The sequence below is a fragment of the Streptomyces sp. NPDC037301 genome (assembly GCF_055602785.1).
The window spans coordinates 22,527-38,371 of sequence record NZ_JBVJWD010000056.1 but is presented as its reverse complement, the minus strand read 5'-3'; the positions used below and the strand labels follow the sequence as shown (position 1 = coordinate 38,371).

Genomic DNA, 15,845 nt, shown 5'->3' with positions numbered 1-15,845 from the left:
ACCCGGACAGAATGACGCCCACGCGCCGTCCACCACAGCATCCGGACGGCGCGTCACATCACAACAGGGCAAACGTTGCCTGATGCGGCACTAGCAGTGGTACCGCGCGTCGAGCGCCGAAATGAGTCCTCCCGGTGACCGTCTCGGGAGGACTCATTTGCGTCAACAGGCCGCGTGCTCCACAGGCCGATCGGCTCCGGTGTCTTCCTGAGCGCCAGTGGGTGTCTCTGATCCGAAAGATCCTCTATGCATCACCACAATGCGCCTCTTTCCGTTGAGGGTCGCCGACGTATCGTGGAACGCTGTGAGACCCGTCCGATCGCGCACGTCGTCGCCGAGATGGGCATCTCCCGGGCTTGTGCATCGAAGTGAGTGAATCGCTGTCGCCGCTATGGCGTCCTGGGTCTGCACGACCGATCCTCGGCCCCTCATCGTCAACCGACAGCGACTCGAGCCGACATGATCGCCCGGATTGAGGAGCCGCGTCGCACACGAAAGCGGTCCGCAGCCAGGATTGCATGCGAACTCACCAGCCAGGGCACTTCGATCAGCCGCCGCACCGTCAGCAGATACCTGGCCCAACTCGGGCTCAACCACCGCCGGTTCATCGACCCCACAGGCCAGACCAACCGGGAACCTCGCCGAATCATCGCCCGGCGGCCCGGACACATGGTGCACATGGTGCACATGGACATCAAGAAGGTCGGCCGCATACCCGACGGCGGCGAATGGCGCGCCCATGGCCGCGGCAACGAGCAAGCCAAGACCGTCGGTCGCCGCAACGGGCGAGGGCGCGGTTCGCCTCGCACGGGATCACCCAGATCGAGCGGATCGTGACCGACAACGGCTCTTGCTACCGAGCAGGCACGTTCGCCCGCGCCCTCCTCGGGGCCCGAGACCAGCGGATCACCTCGTACACAACGCGGCACAACGGCAAGGTCGAAAGGTACAACCGCATCCTCGCCGAAGAGTTCCGCTACGCCCGAACATGGACATCAGAACAGCAACGTGCCGACGCGCTCGCAATCTGGAACATCCACTACAACTACCACCGACCCCATCCCGCTATCGGGGATCTCCCACCAGCAGGTCGACTCCGTGGCGGCGTCGCCAACGTCATGGCCTCATACACCTAGGCTGTCCACAAGACTCGATCAAGGAGCAGGACAGTGCGGATAGAGCGTCACCGGGTGGGCGAGGCCGTCGTGTCGGCAGCGCGCGAGGACTTCACCAACCGGATCGGAGGTCAGGTGCGGTCAATGTCGCGGGCCGGCCGGATGGCCACCTACGAATGGCAGGCGATCGCCGACGAGTTCCTCGACTACCTGGGTGCCCTCTCCGTCGAGATACCCGACCTCGACACTCCGGAAGCCAAGGCCGCCCTCAAGGACGCCTCCGAAGCCGCTGCCGGCGCCGTCGCCTACGCCGCATACCACCCGCACTGCAGCTTCCAGGTCTTCCTGGAGTACGTGAACTTCGGCATGAGCTACGACCCGGGCGAGGATGCGCCCGAAGAGAGCGTCACGCCCGGGGAGTGGACCGATGCGCTGTGCCTGTCGGTCCTCAGGGACAAAGCGAAGTGGCACGGCGAGGCCTTCCACTTCGCCCGGGAGAAGTTCGCCGGGCAGGCGCAGGGGACGCCCCTCGGCGAGCTCGCCACAGGATTGACGGCCGTGGTTCTGGACGACACCGGCGACGACGAGGAGTACCCGCCGAGCGCGCAGGCCAAGATCGCCGCCATCGACGCGGCCCTGGACCGCATCCGTACCCGCGCCGGGGAGACCGGTGAACCCCTCCTGGACCGGACGGACAGCGTGGCGCTGCGCGCCCTGCGCGGCCTGGTTACCGAGGACCGGGAGGCCTTCGATGCCGCGCTGGCCGACCTCCTGGCCAGGCACGCCACCCTGCACGGACCCTTGGCCTCTCCGAGTTCTCTCCTCCCGCTGGTTCCCATCGCCCTCGCCGCGCTCGCCTACCGGACGCTGGGCTGGGTTCCGGCCGCCCGCACCGATTACCTCCCGCACGCTCTGATCACCGGCTTCGAGAGCCGCGGCCCCCGGGTGGCGGGCTTCGGCAGGGACCGGCGGCCGGACGCCGTGGCCGCGCTCGCCGCGGGCCCGTTGGTGGTGGAGCGGCCGGCCTGCGAGCGGACGGTGACCCCGCAGCTGGAGGCCCTGTACGAGAAGCACGTCCAGGAGGCGTTCACCGGCGTCGACGGAGAGCCCCTCGACGTCTGGCGACTCAGCAGCGTCATGGGCGACCAGGAGCGTCTCTTCAAGTGGCGCGCGGAGGACTCCGGCCATGTGACGGATGCCCAGCTCGCGAACCTCAGGCTGGCCTCCCGGACGGGGGCGGCCCTGTTCCGCATCGCCCTCGCGGAGCCGGGCACCGAGGCCGAGGTGACCGTCGACGGCCGCGCACTGAGCTACCAGGCCGAGCGCGGCGAGAAGGCCGGCGCCGGCAACTGGCAGACAGCCACTGCCTTCGCCCTCATCACGGGCGCACGCGAGGACCTCGTCCCGCTGGTCCTCACCGGTCCTGCCTTCGCGCAGCCGGACGGTTCCGCCTTCTCCGCGTACCGGGAGGCCCTCCATGCCTACCTGAAGGGTGCCGATCCAGAACCGGCCGCGCAGCGGGCGTTGCAGCAGGCCGAGAAGGCCAAGGACTGGGGCTTCGCCATGCCGCCGGCCGTGCTGTTGTCGCAGTTCGTGGAGGGCGACGAGGAGAGCTTCAACCTGGCCCTGGCCGACGCGCTCGAAGCCCACCGCGACTACTATCAGGTCGCCGACCGCGCCGATGATCCGGATGCCTCCGTCAACCTCGACATCCTCGCCCTGGCCTGCCACGCTCGCCGTCGCGGCTGGGTCATCCGCGTCGAATCCCCCTACCTCCCGCAGGGCCTCCTCCGGGCCGCGGAACCCTTCTAGGGACGCGTCACGACGGAGCGCTCCTGCGGGCCCCTCGACTCCTCGCCGGGCCCGCGACGCCACCGTCGTAGGAGCCGCCCAAAGTCCTCGACGTCAGCGCCCGGACGATCTGCCGGCAGCGACGTTCCTCGCGCGGGACGCGGGCGGGTGGCGGCGGCTGTGCCGGGTGGTGTCCGCCGCCCGTGCCGCCGCGTTCCCCACAGGCGCTGCGAAGGCGGCCTCGTGGGAGCAGCTCGACCAGTACGCGGGCGAAGGCCTGGCGGTGCTGCTCGGCCCCGCAGCCGGCCGTGCGGACCTCGCGGTCCTGGATCAACAACGAGCTGGGATGGCGAGACGGTCGGCGAGTGCGAGGGGGTGCGCAGCCAGGTGGACGGAGGCGGGCCCGGTGCCGGCCAGGCTCAGCACATGACCTCCAGCCGCAGGCTTTCGCCCGCGACCTGCCGCCACGGCGCCAGGAGCTTTGCGGCGAGCCCTCCCAGCCGCGGAAGTCGCGCGCAAGACCGTCGAGGAACTCGGGCAGGTATCCCGCACCGTCCCAGGCAGACACGGTCACAGTCTCGATCCGTGCGTGCAGGCCGTCATCGACAGCCTCAACGGCGAATACGACCTCGAAGGGAGTCGACCCAGACCTTGACGGCGTTGATGTCGGCGAGGTCGATCTCGGCAGTGACGAGCTTCTCCCCGAGGCCGGTGTGCGGGCCGGCGAGGTACTGGTTGAAGGGGTGGATCACGGCCGACCAGCCGCCGCCCGCAGTGATGTGCTTCTGCGGTCCGACAGTGGACTCCATCCACTGCAGGCACATCTCGTCCACCGGGTTTCCGGCGGAGATGACGAACGCCTGCGCCGTGAGCGCGTGGGTCTTCATCATGGCGTCGATCTGGACATCGGCGACGGTCTCGAAGCCGGCCATGGTGGACAGACCGGGCCATGCTGCTGCGTGGATCTGCTGGCCCTGGACGATCAGGGACTGCCGGGCCAGGTTCATGGTGTGTTCCCAGCAGACCAGACCGCCGATCCGGCCCAGAGCGCTGTCGAAGACGCTGAGGGTGGCGCCGCCGCCCTGAGCCCACACGATCCGCTCGGCGTAGGTGGGCTGGAGCTTGCGGTGAACTCCGAGAAGGGTGCCGTCGGGTTCGATGAAGACCTGGCTGTTGAAACACGTGCGGGTCCCCGCGAGCCGCTCGCTGACACCGAGAACGGCGCCGACCCCGGCGCGGTCACATGCGGCTTGGACCCGGGCGATCTGCGGACCGGGCACCTCGACGGACGCCTCGGCGTAGGCGACGTTGGCGCCCTGCTGGTCCAACGGGGCGTAGGCCTCGATCCAGTACGGGTAACCGGGCACGAAGGTCTCGGGAAACACCAGCAGGTCGATGCCTTCCCGGCTGGCCTGTTCGACGAAGCGGATGACCTTGCCGACGGTCGCCTCGGTGTCCATGAACACCGGAGCGGCGTGCACCGCCGCGACAGTTCGTTTCGTGGAAGTGGGAGATGACATGCCGGAGTCCTCCTCAGAAGTGGAGCGCACCGGCAGGAACAGGCCGTCGAGCGGTGTCCGGGGCGCACGGTCCGGATGCGGATGAATGGGTGAGCCGGTCACGAAGAAGCCTGCCATCGTTCGCAGCAACGCGCGCCTACGCTGACCAGTTCGGACAAGACGTGTCAAGACCTGTCAACTCCTGGCATGAGAGCTGAAGGCAGCAGGTGAAGGCCGATGAAACCAGTGCCAAGCCCTGGAACTCGACGACGAAGGCGCGCTCCTGCTCCAATACGTTCTCGACGTTGTCCACCATCTCGTTGAACGACCGGGTCCATCGACGTACGTGGTGATCTTCTGACCGAGGAACGTGATCCGCTTGGCGTCATCGATCCGGTCGACAGTCGAGACCGCGCCGGCACCGGCCCGGGAAGGTATCCCCCGCATGCCGGATCGGCGTACACGCGGAGTGCCCAGGACTGGACGAACATCCGGGCTGCACCGCGCAACGGACACAGCGGTGCCCCGGACCTGTGCCCGGGGCGCCGCTGCTTGCTGCTCAGGCTTCGACGTACGCCACGATCGTGATCGTCTTCAGGGCCGTCACGAAGTAGATGACCCGTACGCCGTCGATCTCGTCCTTGTAGTCACGCAGCAGGGTGTCGGGCACCGGGACCCCGATCACGGGGTTGGCACTGATCGCGACGACCGCGCGGTCCAGGCGGTGGGTCTCGGTCGGCGTGAGCTTCGCCAGCTGGCTGAGCGCGGGCTCCACCAGGACGACCTGGGCCCGGCGCAGTGCGTGCTCAGGCGACACGGTGCTGCTCGTCGGCGAGACGGGCGAGGTGGGCGTCGCGGGCGTCCTCCCACAGCACGCCGGACTCCGCGGCCGGGTAGCCGTGCTCGGCGATGTCCTCCAGCACTGAGGCGAGGGCGTCGACGCGTGCACGCTGGTCGGCTGCGTAGGCCCGGACCGACGCGGCGGCGTGCTCATCGAGGGGTTGACGATCGGGTACGGGCACGGTGGCCGGCTGCTGACTCATCCGGGGCTCCTGGGCGTTGCTGGCGTGGGTTCTCACGGTAGCGCCGGGGCAGGGCACGCTGGGACGGTACGGACGAAACCCGGTGGCGGTACTGGCCGGAGACGATGGACGGCCCCCGCCAGGAACGTGGGTCAGTAACGGTTTGGCTGAAGTCGGGGCTGGGGTGCGGGGTCTCAGCTCGGCCTTGGGCTGGCTAGGCTGCCGGTCATGAATCCGGCCACGACCAACGGTGTGACCACTGAGCCCGCCATCCTTGACGCCACGGAGCTGACTTCCGATCCGGAGCTGGAGGTCCGGTTTGCGGAGTCGGCCCACCGGATCCTGGCGGACCTGGTCAGTGGAGGTGCCGCGCTGGGCTGGGTCGAACCGCCCTCGCGGGATGAGGTGGCGGAACTTCTCGGCCACGTCGTCTCTGCGGTGCAGGCCGGGGATGCGGCCCTGCGTGCCGTATACCTCGACCGTCGGCTTGTCGGGTTGGGGTACTGGCTCCGCTACGGCCGACCGACCCATCGGCCACACGCCGATCTGGAGAAGATCGCGGTAGATGCTGCCGCCCATGGTCGTGGCATCGGTCGGGCGCTGACCGCTGCCTTGGTCGCTGACGCCCGGGAAGCGGGGATCGAGGTCCTCACCCTGGACGCCCGCGGCGACAACACCAATGCCCTGCACCTCTACCGGTCGCTGGGCTTCACCGAATACGGCCGTCTGCCCGGCTTCGTCGCCGTCGGCGAACGCCGCTACGACAAGGTCTTCTACATGCTGGACTTCCGCCGGAAAGGCTGACCACTTGACCACTGCCACGCACGAAGGCCCGGCGGCGCCCCGCTGACGCCTCGTGAGATTTCATGCGAGATGTTCTCGATATGCGCGGTGGGGAGGGACTGTTCGAGGTCGAGCCCGTCGAGAAGAAGCAGTCTCGGGGCCGTCCGGCAGCGGACAAGACATTTCGGGCCTTCGACCCGCACCAGGTCCTGCTGCTTGCCTCCGTCGCTGGACGACTGGCTGCCCAAGGACCGCCTCGCCCGGTTCGTTGCCCATCTGGTCGACGAGGCGGCCGTGAACCGCGGCGCGGAACCTGTCGTGCAGTCCGGTCCGGTGCTCCCGCAGTAGGCCTGCTGCCAGGAGCAGCCCGCCGTCGAGGGGCTCGCGCCGGAGGTGCGGCATGGTGTCCGGCTGACGGCCCGCATGCGCTATAGTTGATCTTGAAGGTTCACCGCAACTCGCGGCGACCGACACTGCGTTGGTGGTCCAAGGAAAGACGCCCCGCTTCCCGTGGGGAAATGCAGGTGCAAGGCCTGCCCAGCGCTCGCTCACGAAGCCCTTCCCTCCACCGGGGAAGGGCTTCGTCGTTTCCCTGACACAGCATGTGCCCGCCAGCTGACCGCAGCAGACTGGCTCACCGACACCGGCCTCACCGACCCTCCTCACCGGGCAGCTGCGTTGGCGCCATGCACTACCTCGGACACACCCTCTGACAGAACCAGGACGACCGTGCTGTGCCCGACACCGGCGTGGACCACTGCCGCAGATCATGGAGCGGCCGGGGCCCCGCCGAACCACTCCCCTGCTCTCCCCACCTTTCCTTGCGCGGCTGACGAGGCTGGGATTCGGCCTTTCGGGTCTGCAGGATCCGGCGCAGCCGTTCGTCGTGGGGAATCTGCCGGGTCCTGCCGGGCCCGACACGGTTGCTCCCGTTGCCGACCGGCTCATCGCCGACCTCGATCCCGACCGCAGCCGATTCCTCCTCGCCGTCATCGCGGGCAGCCTCGCTGGCTGGCTGAACATCCGCCGCGACCTCAACCCGCTCGTCGCGCACTGGGGCACCGCCAACCCCTCCAGAGCCAAACCAGTTTCCGTGGTCGCTCCATCGGCACCGCGCTGATGAACCGCGCTCGTGAGATCTCCCGCGACGAGATGAACGTCGAGCAGCGCACCTCGCCGCACGAAGCGGCGCCGGGCTCGAAGACTGCTACGGCCGTCTCGGCTGGAAGGAGATCGGACGATGGCCTGGCGCCCTTCGGCTCGCTCCAGATGAAGACCGCGGCGAGATCCTCGTGATCCCGGCGCCGCCGTGAGCCGTTCCCGCCTCCACGCCGAGGGGTGTCGGCGTACAGGATCATGCGCAGAGGCAGGGCGCCACTCATGCTGTGGGGTGGGGCAGGAGAGCAGCGGCAAGTTCGCGCCACTCGTGCTCGGGCAGAGAGGTGGTGTCGGCGGTGAGTACTTGCAGGCAGACGTGGTCGGCTCCTGCGTCGAGGTGCTCCTGAACGTGTCGGCGGACTGCTTCCACCTCCCCATGGGCAACGATCGCATCCACCAGTCGACGGCTCGGTCCGCCGACGATGTCCTCGTCGCTGAAGCCGAGTCGTCGAACGTTCGCTTCCTGATGCGGTGCCGAGAGGTAGCCGGCGACGTGTTCCGTGGCCACTTGGCGGGCGCGGCTCAGGTCGGTGTCGAGCACCACTGCCTGCTCCACAGCGAGGAAGGCGTTCGGTCCCATGATCTGGCGCGCTTGTTCGGTGTGCTCGGTGGACACGAAGTAGGGGTGTGCGCCCCAGGTGTGTTCGGCGGCCAGCTGAAGCATCTTCGGGCCGAGGGCGGCCAGTACGCGGCGCGGAGCCGGGTCCGCTATGGGACCGTGGGCGGGTACCGCGTCCATGGCCTGCAGGTAGGCGCGCATAGTGGTCACCGCTCTGCCGCGGGCCGGTACGGGATAGCCGTCCAGTTCGTGGACGGTGTCGTCGACGCGATGTCCGCCCAGGCCGAGTACGTAGCGTCCGGGGAACGCCTCGCCCAGCGCACGTGTCGCGGTAGCGGTGGCGATCGGGTCCCGGAAAGCGATGTTGGCGATGCCGGAGGCGACGACGATGCGCTGCGTCGCCGACAGCAACAGCCATGCCTGGCCCACTGTGTCGCGGCCGAACGCCTCCCCGTACCAGATGGCCCCGTAACCCAACTCCTCGATCTCCGCGGCCGATTCCCGTACCCGCCCGGCAGGCTGCCCCTCGTAGGCGAAGGTCCAGATCCCGACTCGTCCCAGCTCGGTCCGCCCGCTGTCCGTCATCCGCACTCCTCAGGCCACACATTCCGGAGAGGTTCTCCGCTTGTTGGGCGCTAATATACGGAGAGGCGCTCCGCTTAACTACCCCGAACTCGACGAAAGGCGGGACGATGACGACCACACACGGGCACGTACCCGCACGACGACCGCGGCGTACCGATGCGCGACTCAACCGGGAACGTCTCATCGCCACGGCGCAGGAAGTATTCGCCGAAGCCGGACCAGAGGCGTCCCTCAACGAGGTCGCCCGCCGAGCCGGCGTCGGCCCGGGGACCTTGTACCGTCACTTCCCGAACCGCTCCGCCCTGCTGACCGCGGTCCTCAGGGACCGGATCGAGACGCTGTGCGAGCTGGCCGAGACACTGTCCTCCTCGGAATCCGCCGACGATGCGCTGACGCAATGGCTGCGCGCGTTCCTCGTCCATGCCAGGGTCAACCAAGGGCTGGGGGGCGCGTTGATGATTGAAGAGCCGGTCGCGCTGGGGCTCGACTGCCATCGGCTGATCCTGGACGCGGCAGCCGACCTTCTTGCCCAGGCCCAGCGGCGGGGAACGGCGCGCGCCGACCTGACCGCCGACGACCTGGTCCAACTGGTCGTCGGGATTGCGCTGTCCACAGCTCGCAGCCACGACGCGGAACAGCCCGACCGGCTACTCACTCTGGTGCTTGATGCCACGTACGGCACACCGCTTCAGAACGAGTGATCGCCGAGCTTGGCGCCCTCATCGAGGCCCGGTTTCACGAGCACCCGCACGCCGAGGTGATCCGCAGCCTGCCCGGCATGGGCGCCATGCTGGGGCCACCTTCATCGCCGCTACCGGCGGCGATATGGAAGCCTTCGGCACGGCCGACCGACTCGCTGCCTTCGCCGGCCTGTCACCGGTTCCACGCAACTCGGGACGTGTCAGCGGGAATATTCGTCGGCCCCGTCGCTGCCACCACGGCCTCCTGAGAGCCTTCTGTCTCTCCTCCATGGCCAGTTTGAGGACCCGCCCCGCCTCACACGTATTACGAACGCAAGCGCGCCGAAGGCAAGGGGCGCAAGCAAGCCGTGCTGTCCCTCGCCCGTCGCAGGGCAGACGAACTTCCGCGCCGGCCGCGAGGTGAAGAACCGCGTACTTCAGGTCCCGGGCGCTGGCCGACTCGCCCTTCCCTTCAAGGAGTTCGACGACGCTGACGAGGTAGTCGAGGCCGTTGGCGAATGGCGGGAAGTGCGGGTCTCCCACGCGATCGGCGTACCGGCGGGGATGCCGTCGTTGGCCCTCCACCTCCATCAGGCCTCCGGAGTCGAGAGGCCCCTCGTCGAGGTTCTCTGGCAGCGTGCCGTCACTCGTGCCGTCCCGTGGTCCGGGAACGCTCTCCGTCATCCGGGGTGCGACGCAGCGCACGTCCTGCAGCACAACCACCATGGACCCCACCATCGGCTCCGCCGGCATCAAAGCAGCTGGAAGCGTCGCCACGCGATGGGCTCGTCGAGCGCACCGTCTACCCGACCGCGCCGCCACGCGTGGAATACGTGCTCACGGACGCGAGCCAAGCGCTGCGGCACACCGTCTACGGCATGTGCGCATGGACTCGCCGGTACCTGGAACACATCTAGGAATCCCGCGACCGATTCGACCGGGCGCCACAGACCTCGGCCACGCCCGTCAAGAGCCGACCGGCATCAGCCTGGCGCTGACAGTACGAACCGCACCCAAGTGACCGTCGCCCTTCGCACTCTTGCTGCCGGCAGACACCGCGATCGGCTGCGAACGGCGAGAGCCGAGACTGCCGCAAGGAGCGCGGTACGGCGCAGAAAGCGGATCAGGCCCCTCGTGCTTCGGTTGCCGGTTGCCGCAGAATCATTACTGCGGGCCCGCGATCACCCGAGCGTGCGGTGGCGAGCCGCGACGGCCTCGGATGCCCCTGGGGCACGGCGGATCGAGGCCCTGGTGGGGGGAAGATGATGTGGTGTCACCCGCAAGGCTCGAGGACCCCGGCCCGGCGGACCGGCAGGTCCGTGGGGGCCGGCCAGTTGCCCGACCGTCAGGCTTCGAGGACAAGCGGCCGGGCTGTCTGATCTTTGGCTCCACACCAGCGACAACCTGCGAGTCGATGCCGGACGTGCAGGCCGTGCGCGGCTATGAAAAAAGCACACGAGCCAGATCAAGCTCCACCTGCCCAAGCCTGTGGCGCCGAAGGCCGCAGACGGCCTGGCCATGCTCGCCGCGGCCGCATTGCTGGCGCCCAACCCGGCACACGCCGCCCCGACTTCCCCGGCGGCGGACGCCGGTGACGCCGCGCCACTACTCGCCAACGGCGCCGACCCCCACCACCTCGCACACGTCTTCTCCCCCGGCGCCAAGGCCGGCCTCCGCTACACCAGCGTGGTGACCGAATCGGCAGCGGAGCGGACACCGCCCCCATGACGGGCGGCCTCTATACCCGTCGCTGACGGCTCAGTGCCGGGGAGGTTTCCGGCGCAGAATCAGCCGTTTGCGGCCCGGCACCTTCTTCCCGCCGTCGTACCCGCTCGGGCGGACAGTTCGAGCGTGCGGGCCTGGCTTTCGCGGGGCCGCCCGGTGTCGCCCGGATCGGTGAGCGCGCGGGAGAGGTGGACGTGGTGCTTCTGCTCGCAGTGCCCGAACCCGGTGTCGGCCAGGGGCGCGGGCGGCGGTCGGCGAGGTCCGGGCGACGCGGCGGGCCTGTTCGGCCAGGCCCGCGGCGGCCTTGGGGGAGCCGTGGTTCAGCCCCATCATCGCTGACCATCGACGGCGCAGCCTGTGCCCACCACGACGGCGACACCGGGCAAGGCGTGCCGCCGCGCCGCCGCCGCTCTGGACGTCCTCCCGGCCGGCTACCGCACCGGCCCAAGTGGTCGTCCCAGTCGGCGGTGCGGAGGTAGCAGATGAGGGAGCTGGCGATGCCGGCAAGGGCGAGGAGGTGCTCGGCCTTGCGCTCGTATCGGTAGTGCGGTCGTCGGCAGCCGCCCAGCCAGGCCATCGTGCGCTCAACCACCCAACGGTGTCGACCCAGTCGGTCCGAGCACTCGATGCCCCGTCGAGAGATCCGCGGCATGATGTTCCGATGCCACAGCCAGCGCCCTAGGTGTTCGAAGTCGTAACCCTTGTCGCCGTGCGGCTTGGCCCACACCAGGGCCCGGGAGCAGGCCGTGAAGCGCCGATGCACCGTCTGCCAGGAGGCGCCGAAGACCGGTGGGAGCTGCCGCCAGATGCACCCTGTCCTGACAACGTGAATGATCGCCGCGAGTACTGTCCGGTCGTCAGCTCTCCGCCGGCCCCGTCCTGTGGCCGCACTGGAGGTGTGGGAGCAACCTGCTGAAAGATCTCCCACAGTCATCAGGCACGAGACACTCCGTTATACCCATGCAAGTGACAACGTACGATCACCGTCCGAGACTCGCAGTTACATGCTGTCGGGCGGGATGGGTGTGGCCTGGTGGTAGTACATCTGCCACGTTGTGTCCGCCCCCTGCTTGCACCAGAGCGAACTCCGCCGTGCCCGGTCTCCATCCAACGTGGTCTCGTAGGTAAGGTGCACCAGCCCGGGTGCCAGCAGGACGCCGGTGATCTCTGAGGGCTCGTAGCGCGGACCGCTCTCTGTCGCACCGTCCAGCTCGGGCAGCGCGGCAAGCATCTCGTCATACGTTCCACCGCCGCCCCGAAGCGCCGACCTCTACGAAGCCCGGGTCCATCAGCTGTCGGGCAAGCGAGCGTGACATGCACACGCTGGGGTCCATAAGGCGAAGCTCGCCTGCGATCGCTTCGCGTACCTCATTCGTCTCTCGGCTCAGGTATCTTCGCCCAGGTGACCAAGCCCATCGCAACCGAGTCACCGCGCGCGGAGCACAACTCGGCTTCCGGGCCGGCTGGTCGCCACCTGTCGAGACGCCCCTGAGCCACGCCCGTACCGCGGACCTGCACCGGTCGATCCCCGCCCAGCACCACCGCGAACCCGCCGTGCGAGCCCTCCACAACACCTCACCTCAAGCCCCGGCGGCCCCCGGCGCAAAGGGGGCGGGCGGGGTATGCGGAACACTGTCCGGGTGATCGTGATGCAGCCCGTCCTGGAGATCTACCCCCTTGATGGCTTTGCCCTCTGGCCCGTCGCCGAGATCGATTCGTTCGGCTACCTGCCACTCAGCGGTGAGCTCGCCCCGCCGAGGTCGGGACAGCGGTGATGCCCATCGTCGGCTGCAACGACATCGACCCTGAACTCGACGACCGGCCGCCCCGGCCCGCCGACCCGCTCGGATCGTTCCTGCACGGGCTGCTGACCTTCGACAGCCTCTTCGCGGCCGGTGGCATGCGAGTCACGGACAGCTCCTCAGGCATCACCTTCCTGCCCGGCTGCTGCAATGGCCTGGAGGACTGGCGTGACTGGGACGAGGTCGTCGACGGCAGCGGCCACGCCTCCTTCGGCCACGCCCCCGGTCCGTTCGCCGAGCGCCTCGCCGACACCGTCCGATTGACCGTCGACGCCGAGCAGGACGACAGCCCGGTGATCGAGCTCTCCATCGGAGTTCCGCCGACTGCTCGACGGTGCCGAGCATGACCTGACCAACTTCCTTGCAATAGCCGCTGACTGGGTGTCGCAGTACCTGCCGGACCACTTCACCCCCGTCACCGCCGCGCTCGCGCGCGTACTCGCCCTGCCCGCGTCGTCCGTGCCGCCAAAGCCATGGGTTGACGGCACTGCTCCGCCGATCAACTGATGGCCGTATGCCTCCGGCACAGTCGTCGTGTGCGACGCGGTGAGCATGTCGCGCGCAGAAGAAATGCAACGCCGTGATCGCTCCCGAGCGAGCCGGTTGCGCGTAGTTGTACACCGGCCGTCCGCGCCGTGATGCCGCAGGTCAAGAGCACAGGCTGCACTACACCCGGCTCGTGTAGGGCGGAGACCTCGGACGATGGGTCACGGCGCAGCGGCTGCCCGCGCCGCAGTCACGCCCGTCCCCGCAGGTGCCTGCGTACGCGCCCGTCATGTCCGAGGCACCCGTGCGCTCCGTGATCTCGACAGCAGGCGTGCGAGCACCCCGTTTCCGGTGGGGTGCTCTTCCTCATTTCCCGACGATGGCCCCGTCAGGGGCTTGGCGTTGCGGGCTCGTATCCCTAAGTTATGAGCAGAACATGAGTCCCGCTCACATTTAAGGATCTACGCGATGACCATGGTTCAACCTCCGCGCCACAGATTCAGATCCCTCACGGTGGTGTCACTGCTCCTCGCCGTGATGACCCTGGTACTCGGCCCGGTGCCAAGCTCCGCGGCGGAGCCCAACTGGTGGGATCCGACCGCCCGGCCCACACCCGACTCGCAGATCAACGTCACGGGCGAGCCCTTCAAGGGCACCGACGCCCAGGGGCGTGTACGGGGCTTCGTCGACGCCCACGACCACATCATGTCCAACGAGGGCTTCGGCGGCCGGCTGATCTGCGGCAAGCCGTTCTCGGAGCAGGGTGTCACCGACGCACTCAAGGACTGCCCCGAGCACTACCCCGACGGCACGGGCGCCGTCTTCGACTTCATCACCAAGGGGGACGGGAAGCACGACCCCAACGGGTGGCCCACGTTCAAGGACTGGCCCGCCCACGACTCACTGACCCACCAGCAGAACTACTACGCCTGGATCGAGCGGGCATGGCGCGGCGGCCAGCGGGTGCTGGTCAACGACCTGGTCACCAACGGCGTGATCTGCTCGGTCTACTTCTTCAAGGACCGCAGCTGCGACGAGATGACCGCCATCCGTCTCGAGGCGCAGAAGTCGTACGACATGCAGGCCTTCATCGACAAGATGTACGGCGGCCCGGGCAAGGGCTGGTTCCGTATCGTCACCGACAGTGCGCAGGCCCGCGAGGTCATCAAGCAGGGCAAGCTGGCCGTCGTCCTGGGGGTCGAGACCTCCGAGCCGTTCGGCTGCAAGCAGATCCTGGACATCGCGCAGTGCAGCAAGGAGGACATCGACCGCGGCCTCGACGAGCTGTACAAACTGGGCGTGCGCAGCATGTTCCTGTGCCACAAGTTCGACAACGCCCTGTGCGGGGTGCGCTACGACTCCGGCGCCCTCGGTACGGCCATCAACGTGGGCCAGTTCCTGTCGACCGGCACCTTCTGGAAGACGGAGACCTGCCGCGGCCCGCAGCACGACAACCCCATCGGCAACGCGAAGGCACCCGAGGCGGAGAAGCAGCTGCCGGCGGGGGTGGCCGTCCCCTCGTACGCCTCGGACGCGCAGTGCAACACCCGCGGGCTGACCGGCCTGGGCGCGTACGCGGTGCGCGGCATGATGGAACGTCACATGATGCTGGAGCTCGACCACATGAGTGTCAAGGCCGCGGGTCAGGCCTTCGACATCATGGAGTCGGAGTCGTACCCGGGCGCCATCTCCTCGCACAGCTGGATGGACCTGGGCTGGACCGAGCGGCTCTACAAGCTCGGCGGGTTCGCCGCCCAGTACATGAGCGGCTCGGAGGCGTTCAGCGCGGAGGCCGAGCGCACGGACGCGCTGCGTGAGAAGTACAAGGTCGGCTACGGATACGGCACCGACATGAACGGTGTCGGCGGCTGGCCGGCCCCGCGGGGCGGGGACACCCCGAACCCGGTCAAGTACCCCTTCCGCAGCACGGACGGCGGCTCGGTGATCGACAAGCAGACCGCCGGTGAGCGCACATGGGACTTCAACACCGATGGTGCCTCGCACTACGGCATGGTCCCGGACTGGATCGAGGACATCCGGATCGTCGGCGGCCAGGGAGTCGTGGACGACCTCTTCTCGGGCGCCGAGTCCTACCTCCGCACCTGGGGCAACACCGAGCAGCACACGTCCGGGGCGAACCTGGCCTCGGGCGCCACCGCCTCGGCGTCCTCGTCGGAATGGTGGAACCCGTTCGTCAGCTTCGCGCCCGGCAAGGCCGTGGACGGCGACAACGGCACCCGCTGGGCCAGCGAGTGGAACAACGACCAGTGGCTGCGGATCGACCTCGGATCCTCGAGGCCGGTCCAGCGCGTCACCCTCGACTGGGAGGGGGCGTACGGGAAGTCGTACCGCGTCGAGCTGTCGGAGGACGGCACGACCTGGAAGACGGCCTGGTCCACGACCGCCGGTGACGGCGGCCTGGACACGGCACGTTTCGCCGGAACTCGGGCGCGCTACGTACGAATCACCGGGCTGGAGCGCGGCACCCAGTGGGGCTACTCGCTTCGCGAGGTCGGCGTCTACGCCGACTGACCCACCCATGAGGCGGTGCCCGGAGCCGGGGGGGGGGGGGGGGGGGGGGGGGGGGGGGGGGGGGGGGGGGGGGGGGGGGGCGGGGGGGGTGGGGGGGGGGGTGCGGGG

At 68.6% G+C, this 15,845-nt stretch carries 17 protein-coding genes and 4 pseudogenes; 14 read left to right on the top strand and 7 right to left on the bottom strand.

What is annotated here, in order from left to right; genetic code table 11:
• Positions 1-246 precede the first annotated feature (246 nt).
• Together ACZ7IB_RS42105 and ACZ7IB_RS42100 are read left to right on the top strand one after the other, a co-directional pair.
• Positions 247-1,136 (top strand): annotated as a pseudogene (locus ACZ7IB_RS42105) (integrase core domain-containing protein).
• Between the two features lie 54 nt (positions 1,137-1,190).
• On the top strand, positions 1,191-2,927 hold the full coding sequence (locus tag ACZ7IB_RS42100) for an immunity 49 family protein (RefSeq protein WP_470920096.1): 1,737 nt from the start codon (positions 1,191-1,193) through the stop codon (positions 2,925-2,927).
• A gap of 7 nt (positions 2,928-2,934) precedes the next feature.
• Here the strand turns inward: ACZ7IB_RS42100 and ACZ7IB_RS42095 are convergent, their stop codons facing one another.
• From ACZ7IB_RS42095 to ACZ7IB_RS42080, 4 genes are all read right to left on the bottom strand, one after another.
• On the bottom strand, positions 2,935-3,243 hold the full coding sequence (locus tag ACZ7IB_RS42095) for a hypothetical protein (protein ID WP_470920100.1): 309 nt from the start codon (positions 3,241-3,243) through the stop codon (positions 2,935-2,937).
• A gap of 274 nt (positions 3,244-3,517) precedes the next feature.
• The gene (locus ACZ7IB_RS42090) at positions 3,518-4,426 is read right to left on the bottom strand and encodes a carbon-nitrogen hydrolase family protein (RefSeq protein ID WP_470920091.1); all 909 of its coding nucleotides are present in this window, start codon (positions 4,424-4,426) and stop codon (positions 3,518-3,520) included.
• Positions 4,427-4,964: 538 nt separating this feature from the next.
• On the bottom strand, positions 4,965-5,222 hold the full coding sequence (locus tag ACZ7IB_RS42085) for a hypothetical protein (protein ID WP_470920089.1): 258 nt from the start codon (positions 5,220-5,222) through the stop codon (positions 4,965-4,967).
• On the bottom strand, positions 5,212-5,448 hold the full coding sequence (locus ACZ7IB_RS42080; RefSeq protein ID WP_470920087.1) for a hypothetical protein: 237 nt from the start codon (positions 5,446-5,448) through the stop codon (positions 5,212-5,214). Before ACZ7IB_RS42080 ends, ACZ7IB_RS42085 begins: the two co-directional genes overlap by 11 nt.
• Positions 5,449-5,655: 207 nt before the next feature.
• Here ACZ7IB_RS42080 and ACZ7IB_RS42075 point away from each other — a divergent pair, with 207 nt between their 5' ends.
• The 4 genes from ACZ7IB_RS42075 (at position 5,656) to ACZ7IB_RS42060 (ending at position 7,506) form a co-directional block, all read left to right on the top strand.
• The gene (locus tag ACZ7IB_RS42075) at positions 5,656-6,231 is read left to right on the top strand and encodes a GNAT family N-acetyltransferase (RefSeq protein WP_470920086.1); all 576 of its coding nucleotides are present in this window, start codon (positions 5,656-5,658) and stop codon (positions 6,229-6,231) included.
• Positions 6,232-6,426: 195 nt separating this feature from the next.
• A complete protein-coding gene (locus tag ACZ7IB_RS42070) occupies positions 6,427-6,558 on the top strand; it encodes a hypothetical protein (protein WP_470920098.1) in 132 nt (43 codons plus the stop codon).
• Positions 6,559-7,096: 538 nt separating this feature from the next.
• Positions 7,097-7,330 carry a hypothetical protein gene (locus ACZ7IB_RS42065; RefSeq protein ID WP_470920084.1) on the top strand — a complete coding sequence of 78 codons (234 nt, stop codon included), beginning with the start codon at positions 7,097-7,099 and terminating at the stop codon, positions 7,328-7,330.
• Complete coding sequence (locus tag ACZ7IB_RS42060; RefSeq protein WP_470920082.1) at positions 7,330-7,506, top strand: hypothetical protein; 177 nt, start codon at positions 7,330-7,332, stop codon at positions 7,504-7,506. The genes ACZ7IB_RS42065 and ACZ7IB_RS42060 overlap by 1 nt, the downstream gene beginning before the upstream one ends.
• 82 nt (positions 7,507-7,588) lie before the next feature.
• Here the strand turns inward: ACZ7IB_RS42060 and ACZ7IB_RS42055 are convergent, their stop codons facing one another.
• Positions 7,589-8,512, bottom strand: a complete 924-nt coding sequence (locus ACZ7IB_RS42055; RefSeq protein WP_470920081.1) for a TIGR03620 family F420-dependent LLM class oxidoreductase — start codon at positions 8,510-8,512, stop codon at positions 7,589-7,591.
• A gap of 107 nt (positions 8,513-8,619) precedes the next feature.
• Here ACZ7IB_RS42055 and ACZ7IB_RS42050 point away from each other — a divergent pair, with 107 nt between their 5' ends.
• The 4 genes and pseudogenes from ACZ7IB_RS42050 to ACZ7IB_RS42035 all read left to right on the top strand — a co-directional run bounded on the left by ACZ7IB_RS42050 (position 8,620) and on the right by ACZ7IB_RS42035 (position 10,920).
• Positions 8,620-9,213, top strand: a complete 594-nt coding sequence (locus ACZ7IB_RS42050) for a TetR/AcrR family transcriptional regulator (RefSeq protein ID WP_470920080.1) — start codon at positions 8,620-8,622, stop codon at positions 9,211-9,213.
• A 14-nt stretch (positions 9,214-9,227) separates the two neighbouring features.
• Positions 9,228-9,686, top strand: a pseudogene (locus ACZ7IB_RS42045) (transposase); the annotation flags it as partial.
• A 24-nt stretch (positions 9,687-9,710) separates the two neighbouring features.
• Positions 9,711-10,109 (top strand): winged helix-turn-helix transcriptional regulator, encoded by a 399-nt coding sequence (locus ACZ7IB_RS42040; protein WP_470920077.1) that lies wholly within the window; start codon positions 9,711-9,713, stop codon positions 10,107-10,109.
• Between the two features lie 571 nt (positions 10,110-10,680).
• Positions 10,681-10,920, top strand: coding sequence for a hypothetical protein (locus ACZ7IB_RS42035; RefSeq protein WP_470920075.1), 240 nt, complete (start codon positions 10,681-10,683; stop codon positions 10,918-10,920).
• Between the two features lie 466 nt (positions 10,921-11,386).
• Here the strand turns inward: ACZ7IB_RS42035 and ACZ7IB_RS42030 are convergent.
• Positions 11,387-11,847 (bottom strand): annotated as a pseudogene (locus tag ACZ7IB_RS42030) (transposase); the annotation flags it as partial.
• Between the two features lie 70 nt (positions 11,848-11,917).
• Positions 11,918-12,251: pseudogene (locus tag ACZ7IB_RS42025) on the bottom strand (nuclear transport factor 2 family protein).
• Between the two features lie 288 nt (positions 12,252-12,539).
• On the opposite strand from ACZ7IB_RS42025, the gene ACZ7IB_RS42020 reads away from it, so the two are divergent.
• From ACZ7IB_RS42020 to ACZ7IB_RS42005, 4 genes are all read left to right on the top strand, one after another.
• A complete protein-coding gene (locus ACZ7IB_RS42020; RefSeq protein ID WP_470920073.1) occupies positions 12,540-12,692 on the top strand; it encodes a hypothetical protein in 153 nt (50 codons plus the stop codon).
• Positions 12,692-13,066 (top strand): hypothetical protein, encoded by a 375-nt coding sequence (locus ACZ7IB_RS42015; protein ID WP_470920071.1) that lies wholly within the window; start codon positions 12,692-12,694, stop codon positions 13,064-13,066. Before ACZ7IB_RS42020 ends, ACZ7IB_RS42015 begins: the two co-directional genes overlap by 1 nt.
• 34 nt (positions 13,067-13,100) lie before the next feature.
• A complete protein-coding gene (locus ACZ7IB_RS42010) occupies positions 13,101-13,226 on the top strand; it encodes a hypothetical protein (RefSeq protein WP_470920069.1) in 126 nt (41 codons plus the stop codon).
• Between the two features lie 447 nt (positions 13,227-13,673).
• Positions 13,674-15,737, top strand: coding sequence for a discoidin domain-containing protein (locus ACZ7IB_RS42005; RefSeq protein WP_470920067.1), 2,064 nt, complete (start codon positions 13,674-13,676; stop codon positions 15,735-15,737).
• The last annotated feature ends 108 nt before the right edge of the window (positions 15,738-15,845 follow it).

Coding starts and splice junctions, on each gene's coding strand:
- ACZ7IB_RS42090 (WP_470920091.1), bottom strand. CDS start 4,426: ATGTCATCTCCCACTTCCACGAAACGAACTGTCGCGGCGGTGCACGCC.
- ACZ7IB_RS42040 (WP_470920077.1), top strand. CDS start 9,711: ATGGCGGGAAGTGCGGGTCTCCCACGCGATCGGCGTACCGGCGGGGAT.
- ACZ7IB_RS42005 (WP_470920067.1), top strand. CDS start 13,674: ATGACCATGGTTCAACCTCCGCGCCACAGATTCAGATCCCTCACGGTG.
- ACZ7IB_RS42050 (WP_470920080.1), top strand. CDS start 8,620: ATGACGACCACACACGGGCACGTACCCGCACGACGACCGCGGCGTACC.
- ACZ7IB_RS42020 (WP_470920073.1), top strand. CDS start 12,540: ATGCGGAACACTGTCCGGGTGATCGTGATGCAGCCCGTCCTGGAGATC.
- ACZ7IB_RS42075 (WP_470920086.1), top strand. CDS start 5,656: ATGAATCCGGCCACGACCAACGGTGTGACCACTGAGCCCGCCATCCTT.
- ACZ7IB_RS42015 (WP_470920071.1), top strand. CDS start 12,692: ATGCCCATCGTCGGCTGCAACGACATCGACCCTGAACTCGACGACCGG.
- ACZ7IB_RS42080 (WP_470920087.1), bottom strand. CDS start 5,448: ATGAGTCAGCAGCCGGCCACCGTGCCCGTACCCGATCGTCAACCCCTC.
- ACZ7IB_RS42060 (WP_470920082.1), top strand. CDS start 7,330: ATGAACCGCGCTCGTGAGATCTCCCGCGACGAGATGAACGTCGAGCAG.
- ACZ7IB_RS42055 (WP_470920081.1), bottom strand. CDS start 8,512: ATGACGGACAGCGGGCGGACCGAGCTGGGACGAGTCGGGATCTGGACC.